Annotated in this window: 22 protein-coding genes; 14 read left to right on the forward strand and 8 right to left on the reverse strand. The window is 67.9% G+C overall.

What is annotated here, in order from left to right:
* Positions 1 to 33: 33 nt before the first annotated feature.
* Complete coding sequence (locus tag AB0367_RS35160; RefSeq protein ID WP_366230829.1) at positions 34 to 585, reverse strand: hypothetical protein; 552 nt, start codon at positions 583 to 585, stop codon at positions 34 to 36.
* 10 nt (positions 586 to 595) lie between these two features.
* Here AB0367_RS35160 and AB0367_RS35165 point away from each other — a divergent pair, with 10 nt between their 5' ends.
* Positions 596 to 823 (forward strand): DivIVA domain-containing protein, encoded by a 228-nt coding sequence (locus AB0367_RS35165; RefSeq protein WP_366230830.1) that lies wholly within the window; start codon positions 596 to 598, stop codon positions 821 to 823.
* A gap of 1,723 nt (positions 824 to 2,546) precedes the next feature.
* Here the strand turns inward: AB0367_RS35165 and AB0367_RS35170 are convergent.
* On the reverse strand, positions 2,547 to 3,065 hold the full coding sequence (locus AB0367_RS35170) for a YceI family protein (protein WP_366230831.1): 519 nt from the start codon (positions 3,063 to 3,065) through the stop codon (positions 2,547 to 2,549).
* A 673-nt stretch (positions 3,066 to 3,738) separates the two neighbouring features.
* Here AB0367_RS35170 and AB0367_RS35175 point away from each other — a divergent pair.
* Complete coding sequence (locus tag AB0367_RS35175) at positions 3,739 to 3,999, forward strand: hypothetical protein (RefSeq protein WP_366230832.1); 261 nt, start codon at positions 3,739 to 3,741, stop codon at positions 3,997 to 3,999.
* Between the two features lie 119 nt (positions 4,000 to 4,118).
* Here the strand turns inward: AB0367_RS35175 and AB0367_RS35180 are convergent, their stop codons facing one another.
* From AB0367_RS35180 to AB0367_RS35190, 3 genes are read right to left on the reverse strand one after another with little or no spacing between them, the layout of a single operon-like run.
* Positions 4,119 to 5,078 carry a cytochrome P450 gene (locus tag AB0367_RS35180; protein WP_366230864.1) on the reverse strand — a complete coding sequence of 320 codons (960 nt, stop codon included), beginning with the start codon at positions 5,076 to 5,078 and terminating at the stop codon, positions 4,119 to 4,121.
* On the reverse strand, positions 4,976 to 5,794 hold the full coding sequence (locus AB0367_RS35185) for an SDR family NAD(P)-dependent oxidoreductase (RefSeq protein WP_366230833.1): 819 nt from the start codon (positions 5,792 to 5,794) through the stop codon (positions 4,976 to 4,978). The genes AB0367_RS35180 and AB0367_RS35185 overlap by 103 nt, the downstream gene beginning before the upstream one ends.
* Before the next feature lie 57 nt (positions 5,795 to 5,851).
* Positions 5,852 to 6,094, reverse strand: a complete 243-nt coding sequence (locus AB0367_RS35190; protein WP_366230834.1) for a DoxX family protein — start codon at positions 6,092 to 6,094, stop codon at positions 5,852 to 5,854.
* Between the two features lie 251 nt (positions 6,095 to 6,345).
* Here AB0367_RS35190 and AB0367_RS35195 point away from each other — a divergent pair, with 251 nt between their 5' ends.
* The 4 genes from AB0367_RS35195 (at position 6,346) to AB0367_RS35210 (ending at position 9,058) form a co-directional block, all read left to right on the forward strand.
* Positions 6,346 to 6,840, forward strand: coding sequence for a winged helix DNA-binding protein (locus AB0367_RS35195; protein ID WP_366230835.1), 495 nt, complete (start codon positions 6,346 to 6,348; stop codon positions 6,838 to 6,840).
* 81 nt (positions 6,841 to 6,921) lie between these two features.
* Positions 6,922 to 7,632, forward strand: coding sequence for an SDR family NAD(P)-dependent oxidoreductase (locus AB0367_RS35200; RefSeq protein WP_366230836.1), 711 nt, complete (start codon positions 6,922 to 6,924; stop codon positions 7,630 to 7,632).
* Positions 7,629 to 8,366, forward strand: a complete 738-nt coding sequence (locus AB0367_RS35205; protein ID WP_366230837.1) for a hypothetical protein — start codon at positions 7,629 to 7,631, stop codon at positions 8,364 to 8,366. The genes AB0367_RS35200 and AB0367_RS35205 overlap by 4 nt, the downstream gene beginning before the upstream one ends.
* A 308-nt stretch (positions 8,367 to 8,674) precedes the next feature.
* A complete protein-coding gene (locus AB0367_RS35210) occupies positions 8,675 to 9,058 on the forward strand; it encodes a limonene-1,2-epoxide hydrolase family protein (protein WP_366230838.1) in 384 nt (127 codons plus the stop codon).
* Positions 9,059 to 9,573: 515 nt separating this feature from the next.
* On the opposite strand, the gene AB0367_RS35215 is transcribed toward AB0367_RS35210, so the two are convergent.
* On the reverse strand, positions 9,574 to 10,023 hold the full coding sequence (locus tag AB0367_RS35215; protein WP_366230839.1) for an ester cyclase: 450 nt from the start codon (positions 10,021 to 10,023) through the stop codon (positions 9,574 to 9,576).
* A gap of 347 nt (positions 10,024 to 10,370) precedes the next feature.
* Positions 10,371 to 10,589, reverse strand: coding sequence for a hypothetical protein (locus tag AB0367_RS35220; RefSeq protein ID WP_366230840.1), 219 nt, complete (start codon positions 10,587 to 10,589; stop codon positions 10,371 to 10,373).
* A gap of 173 nt (positions 10,590 to 10,762) precedes the next feature.
* On the opposite strand from AB0367_RS35220, the gene AB0367_RS35225 reads away from it, so the two are divergent.
* The 3 genes from AB0367_RS35225 to AB0367_RS35235 all read left to right on the forward strand — a co-directional run bounded on the left by AB0367_RS35225 (position 10,763) and on the right by AB0367_RS35235 (position 12,140).
* Positions 10,763 to 11,032 (forward strand): hypothetical protein, encoded by a 270-nt coding sequence (locus AB0367_RS35225; RefSeq protein WP_366230841.1) that lies wholly within the window; start codon positions 10,763 to 10,765, stop codon positions 11,030 to 11,032.
* On the forward strand, positions 10,975 to 11,235 hold the full coding sequence (locus tag AB0367_RS35230) for a hypothetical protein (protein ID WP_366230843.1): 261 nt from the start codon (positions 10,975 to 10,977) through the stop codon (positions 11,233 to 11,235). The genes AB0367_RS35225 and AB0367_RS35230 overlap by 58 nt, the downstream gene beginning before the upstream one ends.
* Before the next feature lie 248 nt (positions 11,236 to 11,483).
* Positions 11,484 to 12,140, forward strand: coding sequence for an XRE family transcriptional regulator (locus AB0367_RS35235; protein ID WP_366230844.1), 657 nt, complete (start codon positions 11,484 to 11,486; stop codon positions 12,138 to 12,140).
* Positions 12,141 to 12,340: 200 nt separating this feature from the next.
* Here AB0367_RS35235 and AB0367_RS35240 read toward each other — a convergent pair whose 3' ends face one another.
* A complete protein-coding gene (locus tag AB0367_RS35240; protein ID WP_366230845.1) occupies positions 12,341 to 12,733 on the reverse strand; it encodes a hypothetical protein in 393 nt (130 codons plus the stop codon).
* Positions 12,734 to 12,898: 165 nt separating this feature from the next.
* Between AB0367_RS35240 and AB0367_RS35245 the strand changes: the two genes are divergently transcribed.
* The 5 genes from AB0367_RS35245 to AB0367_RS35265 all read left to right on the forward strand — a co-directional run bounded on the left by AB0367_RS35245 (position 12,899) and on the right by AB0367_RS35265 (position 16,416).
* Positions 12,899 to 13,660, forward strand: coding sequence for a TnsA-like heteromeric transposase endonuclease subunit (locus AB0367_RS35245; protein WP_366230846.1), 762 nt, complete (start codon positions 12,899 to 12,901; stop codon positions 13,658 to 13,660).
* Between the two features lie 420 nt (positions 13,661 to 14,080).
* Complete coding sequence (locus AB0367_RS35250) at positions 14,081 to 14,479, forward strand: hypothetical protein (RefSeq protein WP_366230847.1); 399 nt, start codon at positions 14,081 to 14,083, stop codon at positions 14,477 to 14,479.
* A gap of 44 nt (positions 14,480 to 14,523) precedes the next feature.
* Positions 14,524 to 14,946, forward strand: coding sequence for a hypothetical protein (locus AB0367_RS35255; RefSeq protein WP_366230848.1), 423 nt, complete (start codon positions 14,524 to 14,526; stop codon positions 14,944 to 14,946).
* Between the two features lie 442 nt (positions 14,947 to 15,388).
* Positions 15,389 to 15,634 carry a hypothetical protein gene (locus AB0367_RS35260; protein ID WP_366230849.1) on the forward strand — a complete coding sequence of 82 codons (246 nt, stop codon included), beginning with the start codon at positions 15,389 to 15,391 and terminating at the stop codon, positions 15,632 to 15,634.
* Entirely contained in the window at positions 15,631 to 16,416 is a 786-nt protein-coding gene (locus tag AB0367_RS35265) for a TniQ family protein (RefSeq protein WP_366230851.1), read from the forward strand. The genes AB0367_RS35260 and AB0367_RS35265 overlap by 4 nt, the downstream gene beginning before the upstream one ends.
* The last annotated feature ends 54 nt before the right edge of the window (positions 16,417 to 16,470 follow it).

Below are 16,470 nucleotides of genomic sequence, written 5' to 3' on the forward strand. Positions count from 1 at the left end.
TCCAGCACACACAACGTTGCCGACACGGCCACATCAGTGCGAAGCCATGTGAGAGTGGACGGCAGCGGAACCTGTACGTCCGCGAAGATCGTAAGGTCGAGATGACTGACCGACAGCGGTGCTGGTCTTGGTGCCGATCAGACGCCCCGGCAGCTCGCCGAGCATCCGCGTTGGTGACGACTCGTCGTGACCTGCGACGACGAGGGTGGGTGCGAGGTCCCAGGCTCCGGTGAGACCGGATGCTAGCTCGATCTGGCGATTCCGGTTTGACTCGTTCGCCCGATTTGTCGCCGGGTAGGGAGTTAACGTGTCGAAGGGCATCGCCTCAGAAATGCGGCGTACACGCTCAAAACGTGTGCACATGCGGATCGCATATGCCAGCCCGGGCACGCACGTTCGACCCGGCTTCGACGCGGCAGCAAACTGGGTGACGTAGTGGCGGTTGTCGCCGGTCAGCGACGCGCACAGCGGGATGCCCTCGGTCAGGACGTGGTACTTCGAGCTCGGCCCGGTGCAGTCGACCGGGCTCGGACCGCGGAGGCCGGCGAGAAGCAGCGTGTGTGCACCCTGGCCGGAAAGCCGCACACTGGTAAGTATGACGCAGTTCGCGACCGAGTTCCGTGGCTACGACCGGGCCGAGGTCGACACGTTCGTCCAGAAGGCCAACGACGCCATCGCGTCCGACGACCCGACCCGACGGGCCAAGGCCCAAGCCGATGCCCAGGCGGTCAGCTTCCGGGTGGCCCTACGTGGGTACAACCGACAGGAGGTCGACCACTACCTGCGCCGGATCGCCAAGGGCCGCCCCGACGACCGGACCTGACGCCCCGACGACCGAGAGATGGGGCGGAGGCAGGCGCTTCCGCCCCATCGGTGTTACGCGCGGTCGTGGGCTCGAGGTCATGAACGGCACCTGGACCGAACAGGGCTCCATGCGGCGGCTCCATGCCGCTCCAAGCCGCTCCATGACAGTGCAACAAGTTACCGAGTTCGTCGGTAGCCTCGGGAACCTCACGGCGGTGCCGCGACAAAGCGGCAGCCGGCGGATCAGCACGGCGAGCACCGCCCGGTCAGCCCAGTTGAGCTTCGGTCTCGGGTTCGCCCCGCCGCAGGATCGCATTCTCGTGACGCAGCACGAGCAGTTCCGGCTCCAGACTCGCGTTGTCGCGGGCCAGCAGGACCTACCATCCAACGATCCGGCAGAAGGTGAGCTACAGCAGCCGCATCGACACGATTCCGACTACGCTCCAGCTCGAAGCAATGCCACACCTCTGCCCAGGTCAACGTCGGGGCGTTGGAACCCCGCAGGGAATTCCGCAGTGTGCTGGCCCGGCCGACGTTGGAACCTCCTGGGGGGGGGGGGGGTAGACCAACCGCCCGAGGCGAGCCGTGCCGGACGGGTACAGGCGCCTGGGTGGCGTCGAGACCTGTGTACAGGCTTGTTCCTGCACATCCCGTTCCTGCCGGTCGAGCTGTTCATGCAGTGCACCCGGCTGCTGCGCGGGCTGCTCGGCGCTGGTACGACGGACTCACCGTCACCGGCCGGGCCTTCAGACGATAAGCGGCACATTGACGGTGCGGGCTGGGAAGCCGCCGAGGACCGTGTCTCGTCAGCGGTCAGACGTTCGTGTGTCGAGGAGCCGACCGCGATCACACCGCCGAGGTCTGGAGCGACCGCCGCTCCCCCCAATACCCCGTGCCGCAGCGGTCGGCATACCGCGACAGGGCACGGCTGAGCGATAGTTGATCGTGCCGGTGCGATGATGTCATCGGTCTTCGTCGTCCGCACTGCCTTGAAGCGTTGCAACAGCGGGGCGCCCAACGCCCGCCGGTGCCTTCAACCGCAGTCGGGACACTCGGTCCGAAGAGAGGGAGAGTCGAGGCTGTGCGGAGGAGCCGAAGGGAATGAAGGTGGTGTGTCGAGCGGCGACAGGCATGGCTGACCTTTCTGTCGACGTGCGTCGAAGGCGTCGGTGTCGGGCGCGTCATCACGTCGCAAGGGTTTGTGGAGACCGGAACCGGAATGGCGGTCCACTTGGGGACTGTGCACGCAGCTGGCGTACCAGTGGTCACGTTCGTCGCCCGACAGGGATGAGCTGCGCTCGGGCGATCGGAGGGCCCCGCCGCACCCTGGCATCCGGCGACGGTCCGGTCGATTTCGCGTGGCCGCTGACGACTTCCGAACGGCGCTAACCTCCGTAGCGCGACCAGCTGTGCCAGCACCGCGTCCGCGCACTGGATCCTGATCACCCTCACTCCGGTGACCATCGCACCGATCACCTACGACTACGCGTGCTGTTCGGCGGTGTCGCGGGCGCTTGTCATGGCCATGGCGGGGCAACGGGTAGCGGCGAAGAGCTGGGCCATCACTCCACGATCTGACCGCGCCGCCCGACGCGGCCTGCCGATCCATGAGGAGCCGACCCTTGCAGCGAATCAACCATGGCGGCCTCCACACAATGGCCGTGAGGGCCGGTGGCCGGCGCCAAGTTCGTTCGGCTCTGGACGCCGTGACGGACGGAGGGGCCGCCGATGTCGGGTCGGCTTCAGCTGTGGATGGCAGTGACCTCGAGAATGAGGTTCAGGTAGCGGGCGGTGATGGCTTTGGATTTGGTGAGGCCGAAGGCGTAGCGGTCGATGAGAGCGGTGACCTGCGCACGCAGCTCGTCGTCTCTGGTTTGGAGGTGCTCGATGGTGAGTTCGACCGGGCGGGTGGTGGCGCGGACGGTGAGGTCGCCGTGCACCAACCACTGGTTGCCGTAGCGGCGCGCGCCGTGCGATGTGAAGGTGATGTCAGGGTGATGGGCGGTGTCGAGGAATTTCGCCGAACGCACGGCCGCGTCGCGTCGACGGTTGTGGGTGGTGAAGCTCGCCGCGTCGATGGACACGGTCGCGGTCGACGCGGTTACCGGTGTGGCGATGACGATGTGGCCGGAGCGGATGGCGAACGTGCCGGCGACGTTCGTCAGGCCGAAGAGGTGGTTGGTCTGGAACCTGACGGCGGAGCGGGCAGCCATGATGCGGTACGTGCCCTTTGCGGGGGTGGTCGGCGTTGGCTGGGTCACGGTCGTCTCCGGATGGATGCCACTGCGGTAGGAATGGGCGCGGCTGACGCGATCTGTTCGACCCCGTCGAGGATGGCGGGCGAGTTCAGGCAGGCGCTGGTTGTGGTTGCGAGCAGCTCTGGCATCGGCACCGGCCAGTCGGTGCGGAAGTACTGCGCGCGGGCTTCCGGTCGGTTTAAAGTTGGAACGGCTCCAGCAGTCGGGTCCGCTTCGGTAGAGACGCCCACCTTAAATTCAAGTGTGCCGCGCCGGCCGGTCAGCGGTAGCTCGGTGCGGCGCGGCACGGTTGGCGCCGTCGAGCACGAGCAGGCGGCATGCGGTGTCCGCCGGGTGTGTCGGTCGGTCGATCGCGGTCGAGATCGCGGGACGGGTGAGGAGATCGCGGGCGGTAGGTTTCGGCTGACGGACGCGGCCGCATGATCGTCGGCCCGGACCGACGCGCGGGCCGACACACCTCGGCCGAAGCGGCGTGCGGAGCAGCCGCGATCTCCTGCCATCGTGGTGCGGGTGAAAAAGTGGTCACCAGCCTCGGATCGGTCATACTTGACATCGTCTGGGCTCGCCGCGATGCGCCTGGATGCCGGAGTCATGTCCGATTCCGTGACCACGGCTGCGGGCGCTGGGCCGGGAGAGAGCGCAGCGCCACCCGATTCCCTGCGAAAGGGGGCCAGTCGTGGTTGACAACATCGAACTGGTCATGCGATTCCACCCGGTAGGCGGAGAAGACGTATCCCTGCTGAGTACGGATTTCGGTGGACCGGAGGAGGCGTTGAAGGCGATTGCCTGTGCCCTGGACGAGCGGCGGGGCCTGGTCTTGACCCATGCGAAGTATGACCGCGCCGCCAACGAGAACGGTGTGGTCATCAACCTCGCCAACGTGGTGTCCGTTCAGGTGTCGAAGACCGACAGCGACGCGACCGGCCAGTACCTGTAACAGCTGGTTCAGCGGGCCAACACAGGCGTTCCGCGAGTGCCCGTTGTGCTCGAGACTCGCCGCCTCTGGCCGACGCGGGGCTGTTGTGGCAGGCCATCGGCCACCCCGCAGAGAGGTGATCAGCAGAGGCGAAAGCAGGGCGAGGACCAACAGCAGTCACCGGATCCGGCCGGCGCGCGGGACTGTGGGGCGCTGGGTTCTCGCACTGCCCGTCCAGGACACGCCGATCGAGACCATAGTCCGCCCGCCTCGTCGCGGCTCGGCCGAGGCGTTCCGCCGCTGGCGGGCCCGCCGCACCACTCGCGTCTACGACTGACCAGCACGCGATTGCGCATGCCCACGACCCGCGCGGGCATGCGGTCGCCAGCCGGGAGCCCGGTGCCGACGTCAGCAGCGGCGGGCGTAGGCGGTGCCGACGACCAGCGCGGCGAGGCCGGCACCAGCAGCCCCGGCAAGCAGGCCGAGCAGCGGGACGGCGTCGTAGGCCCAAGCGCGCTGCCACGTGGTTCGATCAGCGACCTGGCGGATTGGCAGCAGGGTTTGTGGTGCTCGCGGGCTGAGCGGACCAGTGTTCTATCCGTGTGCCGGCCGCATGGCGTGTCCGTGGGGCGCCGTCTCAGCCGCCGGGGCGATGGTGTCGAACTCGATCGGGAGGTGGCGGGGCCGCGGAGTTCTGGGCTGGGCGGGTACGGCGGCGGATCGGCCACCAGCCGGGGATTGACCAGTCGGCGGGCGAGCGCGGGCAGTGCCACCTGCGCCTCGACGCGGGCGAGTGGGGCGCCGAAGCAGGCGTGGATGCCGCTGCCGAAGCCGAGGTGGGCGTTGTCGGTGCGGTCGGGGTCGAAGCGGTCGGGGTCGGGAAATGGGGCTGGGTCGCGGTCGCCGGCGGCGAGGACCAGCGCGAGGGGCGAGCAGGCAGGGATGGTGAGCGGGTAGCCGGCGGGGCTGTGGGATCGGTGGTCCTCGGTCCGAAGGGTCAGGCGCTGGTCAGGTTGCGGGAGGCGGCGATGACGGCGCTGGTCTGGCTGGCGTCGAGGCTGATCGGTGTCGGGTGGCTGAAGTCTCCGGTCTTTCGCCAGTAGGAGCGAGTGGGCCAGTCCTGGCGACCGGTGGCGTTGATGGCGTTGTGGGCGGCCTTGTCGATGGAGTCGAAGAACAGTGGTCCGAGGACGGTGGCGGTGGCGCGCATCCAGCGCGGCTGCATGCGGAAAATGTCGGTCCGGGCGGTGCCGGCGTTGACAACGCCGGTAAGCAGGCCGGGTTCGGTGGCGGCGAGGTGAGCCGCGTAGTGATGGTTCGCGATCTGGATCGGCTTGCGCATCCGGGTGAAGCTGAACGGGGTGTACTGCGGGAAGTCGGCCATGTCGATCCGGGTCGTCAGGGGTACATGAGCGGTCATCATGACCACGCGCGGGTGTTCGGCGTGACGCAGGGCGGGCAGCAGGAGCTGGGTGAGGTGGTAACGGCTGAGGTAGTTGACCGTGAAAAACGGGTGCAGGCCGTCGGCGGTGCGCAGATCCTCAAACGTCATGACACCGGTGGTGTGCAGGATCGCGTCGTAGCGTTCGTGCGCGGTGAGGAGTTCTCGGGCGGCCTGGCGGACGCCGTCGTGGGTGGACAGGTCCGCCTGCACGAACGAGGCCCGTTCGCGCGTCGCGCCGAAGGAGGCCAGGGCGGACTTGCCCTTACGCGGGTCACGGCCGAGGATGACGACGTGGTGGCCCTGCTGCAGGAGGCTGCGGGCGGACTCGAGCCCGATGCCGCTGTTGCCGCCGCTGACGATGATGTTCTGCATGATGTGGTCCTTGACCTGGGTGTGCGGGGAAGGTCCGCGATGATTCGCGGGGGATGGTCAGAGGCTGTAGGGGCCGAACCGGCCCCCGGCGAGCACGGCCGCCAGCGTCAGCAGGATCGCGTTGGCGGCGATCATCTGCGGTTCGCCGCGACGGGCGTGTGTGATCGCCGCACCCGCCATCAGCAACACCAGTCCGAGTGCCGCGAGAGGCACCAGGATCTCGGCGACGCCGAACACCGCGGGCAGGGTCAGCCCGATCGCGGCCAGGACCTCGGCGGTACCGATGAGCTTCACCGTCACGATGCTGACCTCCGCGGTCCAGCTCAGGCCGGAGGCCGCCCAACTGCTTGGTCGTCCGGGTCAGCTTCATGGTGCAGGTGGCCAGGAACACGACGGCCAGCACGTCCGCGACAACCCACATAGCGACGTGCATTGTCTATCGAACTCCCCGGCCATGACTAAAAGCTTGTAGTTAAGCTAGCAGCATTTCACTACAAGCTACAAGTCAAAACCGTCTGGCATGACTACAAGCTTGTAGCTATGCTGGGGGCATGGACGACACCGAGGCACCCCGCTGGCTCGACGAGGAGCAGCAGCGGATCTGGTACCTGTTCGCCTACGCGCTGATCAGGCTGCCCGCGACGCTGGATACGCAGATGCAGCGCGACGCCGGCATCAGCCAGTTCGAGTACATGGTGCTGTCCTCGCTGTCCATGGCTCCTGATCGCACCTACCGGATGAGCGTGCTGGCCGGTTACACCGCCAGCACCCTGGCCCGGCTCGGCAATGTCGTCACCCGCTTGGAGCGGCAGGGCTGGGTGCGCCGCGCCCCCGATCCGGCCGACGGCCGCTACACCCTCGCCACCCTGACCGATGAGGGTTGGGACAAGGTCGCCGCTGCCGCCCCCGCGCACGTCGCCGAGGTCCAGCGGACCGTCTTCGACCCGCTCACCAAATCTCAGCAGCGACAGCTCGGTGTCATCGCCGAGCGCCTGCTCAAGGCCGCCGACCCGGACGGCCCCCTGAGCCACACTTCCGACCGGTAACCACCGGCTCCCTGCGCCTTTCTTCTCGCGCCTGACAGCAGGTGTCAGGCGTTTCGTCACCATGCCCGAAGGGTTTCGCCTATGCCCACCATCGCCATCGTCGGGGCCGGTCCCGGCCTCGGACTGTCGCTCGCCAAGGTCTTCGGCGGTCACGGCTTCCAGGTCGCCCTCGTCTCGCGCAGCAAGGACAAGCTCGACGCGCTGGTCGCCGAACTCGCCACCGCAGGGGTCACCGCCGCGGGCTTCCCCGCCGACACCGCCGACCAGGCCGCCCTGGCCGGAGCACTCGAGCAGGCCGCCGCACACGTCGGCGGGATCGACGTCCTGGAGTTCTCCCCCTACGCGGGCCTCAACCAGGTCTTCCCGCACGAGGTCACCGTCGACAACCTGCGCCCGGAGATCGAGCACCTGCTCTACGGCGCCGTCACCGCCGCCCAGACCGTGCTGCCCGGCATGCTCGCCGCCGGCACCGGCACGCTGCTGTTCACCACCGGCGGCGGCGCGATCAGCCCGTACCCGATGCTGGCCGCCACCAACGCCGCGCATTCCGCCCTGCGCAACTGGGTCCACAACCTGCACAACATCCTCACCGACCAGGGCATCTACGCCGGCACCGTCGCCATCAACCTCTTCATCGGCGCGACCCCACCGGCCCCGGGCATCCCGCACGCCGACCCCGACGACATCGCCCAGGCCTACTGGGCACTGCACACCCAACGTGACAAGCCCGAGCACATCATCAGCCGGCTGACTACACACCCACCTGCGACCATCGAAAGGTCTTCCGCATGACCGACCTCATCACCGCCGACGCCCAGGTCGCCGCGCTCCAGGCGATTATGGCGCAGTTCGGTGCGTCCACCGACCTGCTCGCCGGCGCCGGCAAGCAGTCCGACGGCGACTCGCCGCAGACCACCGAGGGGCCGTACTACATTCACGGCCACGACGCCCTGTTCCGCCGCGACGTCGCCGACGGCCGCCCCGGCATCCCGCTACAACTGAGCATTCTGGTACGCGACACCGGCGGCGCGCCCCTCAGTGGCGCCGTCGTCGAGGTGTGGCACTGCGACGCCCTCGGCTACTACTCCGGACACCTGGCCCACAACCCGGACACCCTCCCGCAGCTGGACGACGATTCCTCCGACTTTCATGTCCCGCCGACCGACGACTCGCGTTTCCTGCGCGGCCTGCAGCACACCGACGCCAACGGCACCGCAACCTTCGACACCATCTATCCGGGCTGGTACTTCACCCGCAGTGTGCACATTCATCTCAAGATCCACGCTGGCGGACGGGAGATATACACCAGCCAGCTCTACCTGCCGGAGGAACACAACGAAACCGTCGGACAACTGCCGCCCTACAACCAGCACACCACCCTGCAGCGGCTGCCCAACGCCGACGACCTCGTCTACCAGAGCGCCGGCGGCAAAGACCTCCTCCTCGACCTGCAACCCGTAGACCCGGGCCGGCCGGCTACCGGGTTCACCGGCCAGTTCACGGCCACCGTCAGCCCCGCCCGGTAGAATCCGGACAACGACTCTCCGACGGCGCGGGGAGACAGAAGCTCAATCCGTCCCTTTCTCGCCCGCTGGAGACATCGTGAGGTGGCGACCTGGGTGTCGCCCGTTCGCGATCGGTGACGAGACGCAGCTCTGCGGGTGTGCTGGACGTCTACTTCGCTTGGGCAATGCGAGCGAAGAAGTCGAGCCGGTCGATTGTGGCATTGTGATCGCTGACCGCCGTGCTGCCGCAGTCCCACCGTGATGGCGCCTTCAGAAGCGGATACACGTATCGTCAACTTCGCCGAAGAATCGACCACAGAAGGAGCCAGATGGAGAGGCCGATCGAGGTGGTGCGCAGGTTCTGCGCGGCATGGTCCGACAATATCGGGCCTGTCGAGCTGGCTGCATTTTTCACCGATGATGCCGTCTACCACAACATCCCGTTCGCGCCGGTCGCCGGTAGGGAGGCCATCGCCGACAACATCGCCTCGTTCATCCGCCCTGGGCCGCCGGGCATTGAGCGAATCGAGTTCAGGGTCATCAACATCGCGGCTGATGGTCCGGTCGTGATGACCGAGCGGGTGGACGTCTTCACGCTCCCTGACAAGTCGTTCGAGCTGCCGGTCATGGGAACCTTCGAGGTCAATGACGGCAAGATCAAGGCGTGGCGGGACTACTTCGACACGAACCAGTTCACCAGCCGGATGGGATAAGGGGCGGATCCGCTCACCACGAGCTGGTGCAGATCCGGGCGGTGAGCGCGGTCGGCGCGGGGGCGCTGCGGCTGCTGGCCGTGCTGGTACGGGCAGCTGCTGGTAGTGGCGGCGGCGCAGGCGGCGGGGTCGATGGTGTTCACCGCCGCCAGCGGCGCCCACCTCAAGCAGCTTGTGCCGGCAGATTGCGCGCGCGGGCGGCGAGCCGGTTCGAGACCACCATGTGGACCGCGACGTTCGCCGGCCCGCAACTGGGTGGGCTGATGCCTCGTGAAACGTGGCTCCGTGATGGGTGGTAACAGCGGAGTGGAGGGACCCTCGACTGTGAGGGTGGCGCCAGTCTTGTGGATGGTGTTGTGGACGCCGCTGGTGCCCCCAGCGGCCCATGATGCGTCCATGAGAGAACAACGCTCGTGAGTCCGGCGATGCCGAAATCCATCAGGCCGAGAACTGTGCAGGGAGGGGCCGCGCATGTCGCTTGACCCCTCCCTGCCTTCAACGGCGTACTCGTCGACCTACTCGGTGGGGATGATGCCGAGCTGCTGGAGGACTTTCACGCCGTCGTCGAGTCCGACCTCTTCGACGATGAGTCCGTCGGCGACCTTGAGGACGGTCGTGCCGGTGAAGCGGAGCGTCTTGCCGGACGCCGCCGGCACCGCGCCGATGGGCAGGTCGTCGAAGTCGATCGGCCCGGTGTGGGTGCCGCCGCCTTCCCACTGGCCGACCACGTAGTCGCCCTCGGCGATCAGGTCGGCGGTGCCCCAGAAGTTGAGGTCCGGGAACGCGGTGCGGAAGTTGGTCGCGAACGCCCGCACTTCGTCGCGACCGCGCATGGGCTTGTGCAGCGAGTACTCGAAGCGGATGTCGGGGTGCGCGAGCTCGTCGATGACCGCAGGGTTCCAGGGGTTGCCCCAAAACTCGGTGAACCAGCGTCCGACGATGGCCTTGTTCCCTTCCAGCGACATGATGTCGTCCTATTTCTCCTGTGGGTGATCGCCGGCCGGTTGCTGGCCGCCGATACTGGGAAGACGGGTCGGGCGGGTGTTTCGTGAGACCGCCGCCGGGATTCTTTACTCAGATCGCAGCCCGAGCGACAGATAGAAAACTCGGAACGGATGTCGCCCGGCGTCTACAGGGTGGTGTGGCCGGCTTGCTTCGCGGCGAGCGGTGCATGGCGCTTCTGACAGTGGCTGGTGCGGTATTCATAGGTACCGCACCAGCCAGCATGGGCCCGTTGCGTTAAGCAGAACCCTCGACCAGCACACGCCGCTCCTCACGCTGGCGGGCTGCGGCAGCCTGTACTGCGGTCGCCTCACTGCAGCCCCGGGCCCCGAATGATCGCGTCCTTGGCGGCGTCGATTGCCTCCCGCATGGCAGCGCGCCGACGCGCCTGGTCGGCGGTGAGCGGGCTTTCGACCGGCGCCTGGTCGGAGCGTAGCCAGTCGGCGGCGTCGCCGAGCGCCCGGTAGGCGACGGAGAGCTCGGCCTCGGCGTTGGCGAAGACCTCGTTGATGGTGGGCAGGGTGCTCACCGGCCCGGGTCTCGTCGATGATGTGACGAGCGAGCGCGGCATCCCCGCGGTCGAAGCAGAGCGCCCTCGTCGCGCTCGGCGGCGTCATCCTCATCTCCGGCCCCGGCGGCTACTTCGACGCCGCCGGGTACGCGTTCGGGCTCGGCGCCGCCGTCTTCTTCGCCCTCTACACCGTGTCGGCGGAGAAGGTCGGCAAAGCCGCGTCAGGGCTGTCCGGTCTGGCGCTGTCCGTCGTCGTCGCCGCCGTCGTGTCGCTACCGTTCGGCGTCGGCACGATCACCACCGTGACCGGCAGGCAGTGGGCGATCCTCGCGATCTCCGCCGTCGTCGGGATCACGATCCCGTACACGGTCGACACGATCGCCGCCCGGGTGTCCTCCGCCCGGTGGTCGGCACCCTGTTCAGCATCGACCCGGTCATCGGCGCCCTCGTCGGGCTGCTGATCCTCGACCAGGCGGTCCGGCTGCCCGCCGTCGCCGGGATCGGGCTCGTCGTCGTCGCCGGCGCGGCCATCGTCTGGATGTCGGAGGCTTCCACGCCCCCTGCAGCCGACACGCCATCGGACCGCACCGACACCAGCACCGACACTGACACCGGTGATGCGTTGGCGACGAGCGGTACTGATCGGGTCACCCCGCTGCCGTAGCCACATCAAGGCAGGTCACGGAGCATCACGACGCTGCGGTACGTCTTGCCCGGCCACTGTACGGTGTCCACAGCGGTGAACCCCTGGAATGGGCGTCCCGGCTGTGATGACGGGGCGGGTACGTTGTGTCGGGCAGTCTGCTGCCTACGCTGGTTGCTATGAGGGAGTCGCCTGGTTTCGGCGTGCTGTTAGGACGGCTGCTGGCGGTCCGGCGGGCTGACCCGGCAACGGTGGCGCAGACTGCGGGCGTGTCCGTACCGGAGCTTGCCGCGGTGCTGGCCGGCGGCTACGCCGGTGCCGCTCTGCTGCGTCGTTTGGCACCTGCCTTGGATCTGCACGCTGCGGACCTGTTCGTGATCGCCGGTCATGACGTGCCGGGCGACTTGGCCCCGGCGAGCGGCACCCATCCCTGGCACGTCGGGCACGTGATGCGCTCAGCCATGCGTCTGCTCGGGCCGCGTCTTGAACGGCTACATCACTACATCCGCTCGCTTCCGGTGCTTGTGCCTGATGAGCCGCTCCGGCCGGCGCGCGTTCCGCCAGGGCCCGGCGCGCTGGTGATGGGTCTGCTGGCCAACCGGAACATCCGCCCGCACATCGCGCAGCTGCTGCACGACGTAGGCGACGGCCCCTACGTCTCCGACTCGACGATCTACCACGTGGTACGCGGGGAGTCGGCGCTGACTCCGCGTTACATCACTGCATTCGCAGCAGTGCTCGGTATCGAGGCCGGTGACCTGGCCGCCCTGACCGGCGTCGGCCCGTCCACGGACACCGCACGCTTGTACCCTCGCCGGGCCGAACTCGCCGCCTTGGCCTGGGATGCCAGGCGGCTCAACAGCGAGCAACTGTCGCAGGTCGAAGTGCTCGCATCCGACCTGGCGCGGGTTGACGCACCCACGTAGCACAGCCGCTGCCTGCCACGCCACGGGACCGCGTCCAGGTGACCTCCGGGGCTTCGACGTATATCCCGGCGCATTCTCATGCCGCCGTACGGTCGTTGCGTGCCGGATCGATGATCGGCGGGAGTCGGCCGCACGATCGTGTCGCTGAGTGAATGGATGTGCGGTGGATGGCCAGGGTGTCGGGGCCGGGTCGTCTACCCTCAGCTGACCCGCTTCGGCGGGGCGCAGCGGCGTAGCCAGGCGGCGGCCTGGTCCGGCGGCAGTTCGCCCTCGAACTCGATCTGGGCCACCATGCCGGGATAGATCCGAGCGGTCTTCCAGGTGCGTGTCGCCGTCGGGGGGTCGATGACCACCACCCGCACCCCGTCGACGGTGGCGATGTCGGCCGGGATGCCGTTCCACACCCATTCACCGGCGGTGTCGTTGAGGATGATCGTGCCCGTGATGGGCTCATCCAGGTCCAGTACCTCGCCCGTGCTGGCGGGCGACGAGATCGCCGTCGGTGGGCCGCCGACCGGGCCGCCGACCGAGCGATTCGGGTCCGACGAGGAGCCCGGCCAGCAGGGTGTGCAACTGCCGGTGGTCGCCGACACCGGTGAGGCGCAGCCGGAAGCGGGAGTGTCAAGATGTTTTGACACTGCCCAGCGGCCAGGTGACCAAACTCGGGTAGACCAAACCACCCACCCCTCACTTGTCCCGTGCCATCGAAGCTTGTCCGGTGCCATCGAAGTTTGTCCACCGGGCACGATGCTGTCTGAGTGACGCTCGTGGATGAGCTTGTGGTCTCGGCGGCGGTAGACGGTCGATCGACGTTCGCGGTCAGGTTCGTGGACGGAGACGGTGAGGTCCAACGCGGGCGCCTCGGGTCCTACTGGCAGGTGGAGTTCGAGCAGGTGCCGCCGGTACGGCAATTTCGATGGGCCAAAGGGACCGGCAGTTTCGCCGGCTGGTGGTGGTCGGAGACGATGGCGCAGCACGTGGGGTTCGAATCCTGGCTCGAACGCGACCACGCGATGCTGTTGGACCAGGACCGGGATGTGGTGGCGTTTGCGTCGCAGCCGTTCTGGCTGCTGTGGACGCAGCACGGGCGGATGCGTCGGCATGCACCGGATTTCTTCGCTCGGCGCGCTGACGGGACTGCTGTGGTGATCGACGTGCGTCCCGACGATCGCATCGAGCAGGCTGACGCGGAGGCATTCGATGCGACGGCGAGGGCGTGTGCAGAGGTTGGGTGGTCCTACCGGCGGGTCAGTACGCCGGATCCGGTGCTCGTGGCGAACGTGCGGTGGTTGGCGCGGTATCGACATCCTCGTTGCCGGGGCCGGCGCGACGTCGTCGAGGCGCTCTTGGCGGTGTTCGCCGAGCCGACCGGCTTGTTCGCTGGCGTGGCGGAAGTCGGGGATCGGCTTGCGGTGCTGCCGGTGGCGTATCACCTGCTGTGGCGGCAGGTGCTTCGGGTTGACCTGACTACCGAGCCTTTACGGCCGGGGAGCCTGGTCCGGGTGGGTCGGCAGCCATGAGCGGGCCGGCCGTGCTGACAGTCGGGGACCGCGTGCGCGCTGACGCGGCGGTGCGCACCGTGGTCGGGTTCTCAGGCGTGTTGGCGCGGTTGGTTGACGCGTGCGGTGGCATGACCGAGATGCCGCTGACGTCGCTTCAGTCCAGACCGGACTTCGCGGTGCTGGACCGTCCGGCACCCCGGGCACTGCCCGCGACGGGGTTGCTGGAAGGACTGCCCGACGAGGTTGTCGCGCGGGCGTTGTGGTGGGAGCCGCATATTCTCGAGGTGCTGCATGGCGTCCGGCCCGACGCGGCACCGGGCACCTTACCTCGATCGTTGTACGACCCGTCGCTGCACTCGCTGACCAGCAGGGAGCGAGCGAAGGCGGCCGAGTTGTCCGCTGACGGGCAGGCGGTGACCGCCAGAACGGTCAAGTACCATGGAACTGATCTACGAGGCGCAGTACTGCACGAGCACGTGTCAGGTGACGGACCGGTACAAGGCGAACGTCACGGTGAACCCGGGGGCCACGACGACGCGGTTCAACGGAAGCAACCTGTATTTCCCCGATTCCGGGAACTTCCAGAACAAGCACTTCAAGATGTGGTCGGTGTGCCAGGGCTCCGTTTGCGGCTCGGCGGACACGGGCAATCTCCTGAACGCGAGCGTCGACTACCTGAGCGGCTACGGCGACCGGCATGGGAAGGTGCTGACCAGTGCCGTGACGCTGTGGGTGTACTTCGCACCGTGGGCCTCGTACCAGTCGGACGGTGCGAAGACGCACGACGCGGACTGCGAAGCCGCCAGTGTCGGCAATGCGTGTCGGTATAGTTACTGACCATGGCAGACGACGGACAGATCACGCGGTCGGATGTGCTGCCGGTGACGGTCGCCGAGTTCGATCGAGTGCTGCTGGCTGACGAGCGGACCGTGGTCGCGATGGCGGCGGCTCGGGTCCTACCCAGGGCACTCGTCTTTCAGTTTCTGATCCGGCTCAAGGACAACGACGCCGGCACGAATCCGAACCTGGCGTTCGACCTTCCGCATCTGCTACGTCCTGGGGATCTGCGGCTCGGCGTTCGGGCGCAGACAGCGTCCGGTGTGATGGACGTTCCGGTGCATGTGGCCGGCGGCGGTGGCGGAGACGGGAGCTTCGAGTTCAAGATGTGGTTCGAACTCCCGGACGGCGCAACGGCCCTGCAACTGTGGTCTGAGTGGCCGGAACGGAACCTGCCGGAGCGCGGTACCGACCTGGACCCGGACCTCATCCGCCAAGCGGCGGCCCGGTGCGCGCCGCTGTGGTAGGCGCCACCAACAGCTAGATCCGTCCGGATCCGGGCGGTACAGACACGTCGGCGGTCCCGGGGCATGTTCTCCGGGACCGCCGACGCCAGGTACCCATCGGGCTGCGTCCGCTCATCGACCGTCGCGGCGGACCGGTTGACGTCGAGGACGCTCGGGCCCGCTGGTCCGAGCACATCACCGCGGCCGCGGCCGGCACCATCACTGTGAATCACCCGCGACCGGTACCAGTGGGCAGCCCTGGTGCCGATGAGCGAGGTCACCGAAATCTCCCTCCACCTGCTGACCTGGCCGGTGTCCGAGGCGCGGGCCAAGCCCGGCCACCTTCGTCGGCGAGGTCCACGACCTAGACCCCCGCGTGCAGGTGCTCACCCGCCACCGCCGGCCCGTCGCCCCGCTCATCGACCCATCGTCCTGGTCGACCGGCCGAAGCCCGCCACCCGGCATGGAACAGGCCCTGCGGTTGCACCGCCACCAGCCCGGATCGCTGGTCGCGCAGGCCAAGTACCTACACCAGCGCACCGGTGGGCTGATCAGCAGCCTGTCCCACATCATCCGTGCCGCCGCGATCTACGCCATTGTGGAGGGCAGCGAACAGATCACCCGGGACCTGCTGGATGTCATTGTGGTCGACCACGCCACCGAGTCCGCCTCACCCAAACCACCCCGATCCCGTCAGACCAGCCGGTGAGCGTCACGATGCTCGAGCACATGTTCCGGGCCGGTCCCCGCCGGGCGCTGCCCCGCACCTGCCGCCCCGCGCAGGACGAGACCACCGGCTCCTACCTGCTGCGGCTGGTCACCGCCAACCGGATCACCGGTGCGGACCTCGTCGACTACCTCACCGCCGGAACGTCGCAGTCCATCGCGAAAGTCAGCCTCGGCGCGCTGGCCAGCGCCAGCGGGCAACCATCCATCGTGCTGGCCTACGCGCTGCCCGAACTGCGATCTCAATACCCCGAGCCGCACGGGATGGCGCTACGGGGACGCACTCTGCCCGGCAAACCCAACACCGTGCGCCCCGCCTGCCGCCGCTGCACCAGCATCCGCACCAGCGCGGAGCGCATCGACATGTGGTACCGGCACGACCACAACATCTGCCTACGTCACCACCTCTGGATCGGCCCCGGCGCCGAGCATCCCCGAGACCAGGCCGACCTGGCCTGGCACCCGGAGATCGAGCACGCCCAGGTCCGCCACCGTCGCCTCATCCGCGCGCACGGACACGGCATCGTGCACACCCGCCGCTCGCGAAGTCTGGGAACTCTTGACCTACCGCGGCTGGGGACTGCCCTACGCTCTGGCCCGCGACATTGCCCTGCCCCGCCGGTTCGGCCACCAGGACTGGCCGGCCGACGCCCGGGACCCGGTCCACCGCGCGGCCACCTATCCCGAGGTCATCACGCTCAGCGAACTACTGGTCTCGCCCGATTGGCGACCATTCGCCATGTCGGCATCCGCTGCCGACCGTGACCGGTTCCGCGTCGAGTTCCAACGCCGGCTCCCACCGGCATACCACGACCTGGC

It is taken from the genome of Dactylosporangium sp. NPDC051484 (assembly GCF_040689395.1).
Classification (GTDB): domain Bacteria; phylum Actinomycetota; class Actinomycetes; order Mycobacteriales; family Micromonosporaceae; genus Dactylosporangium.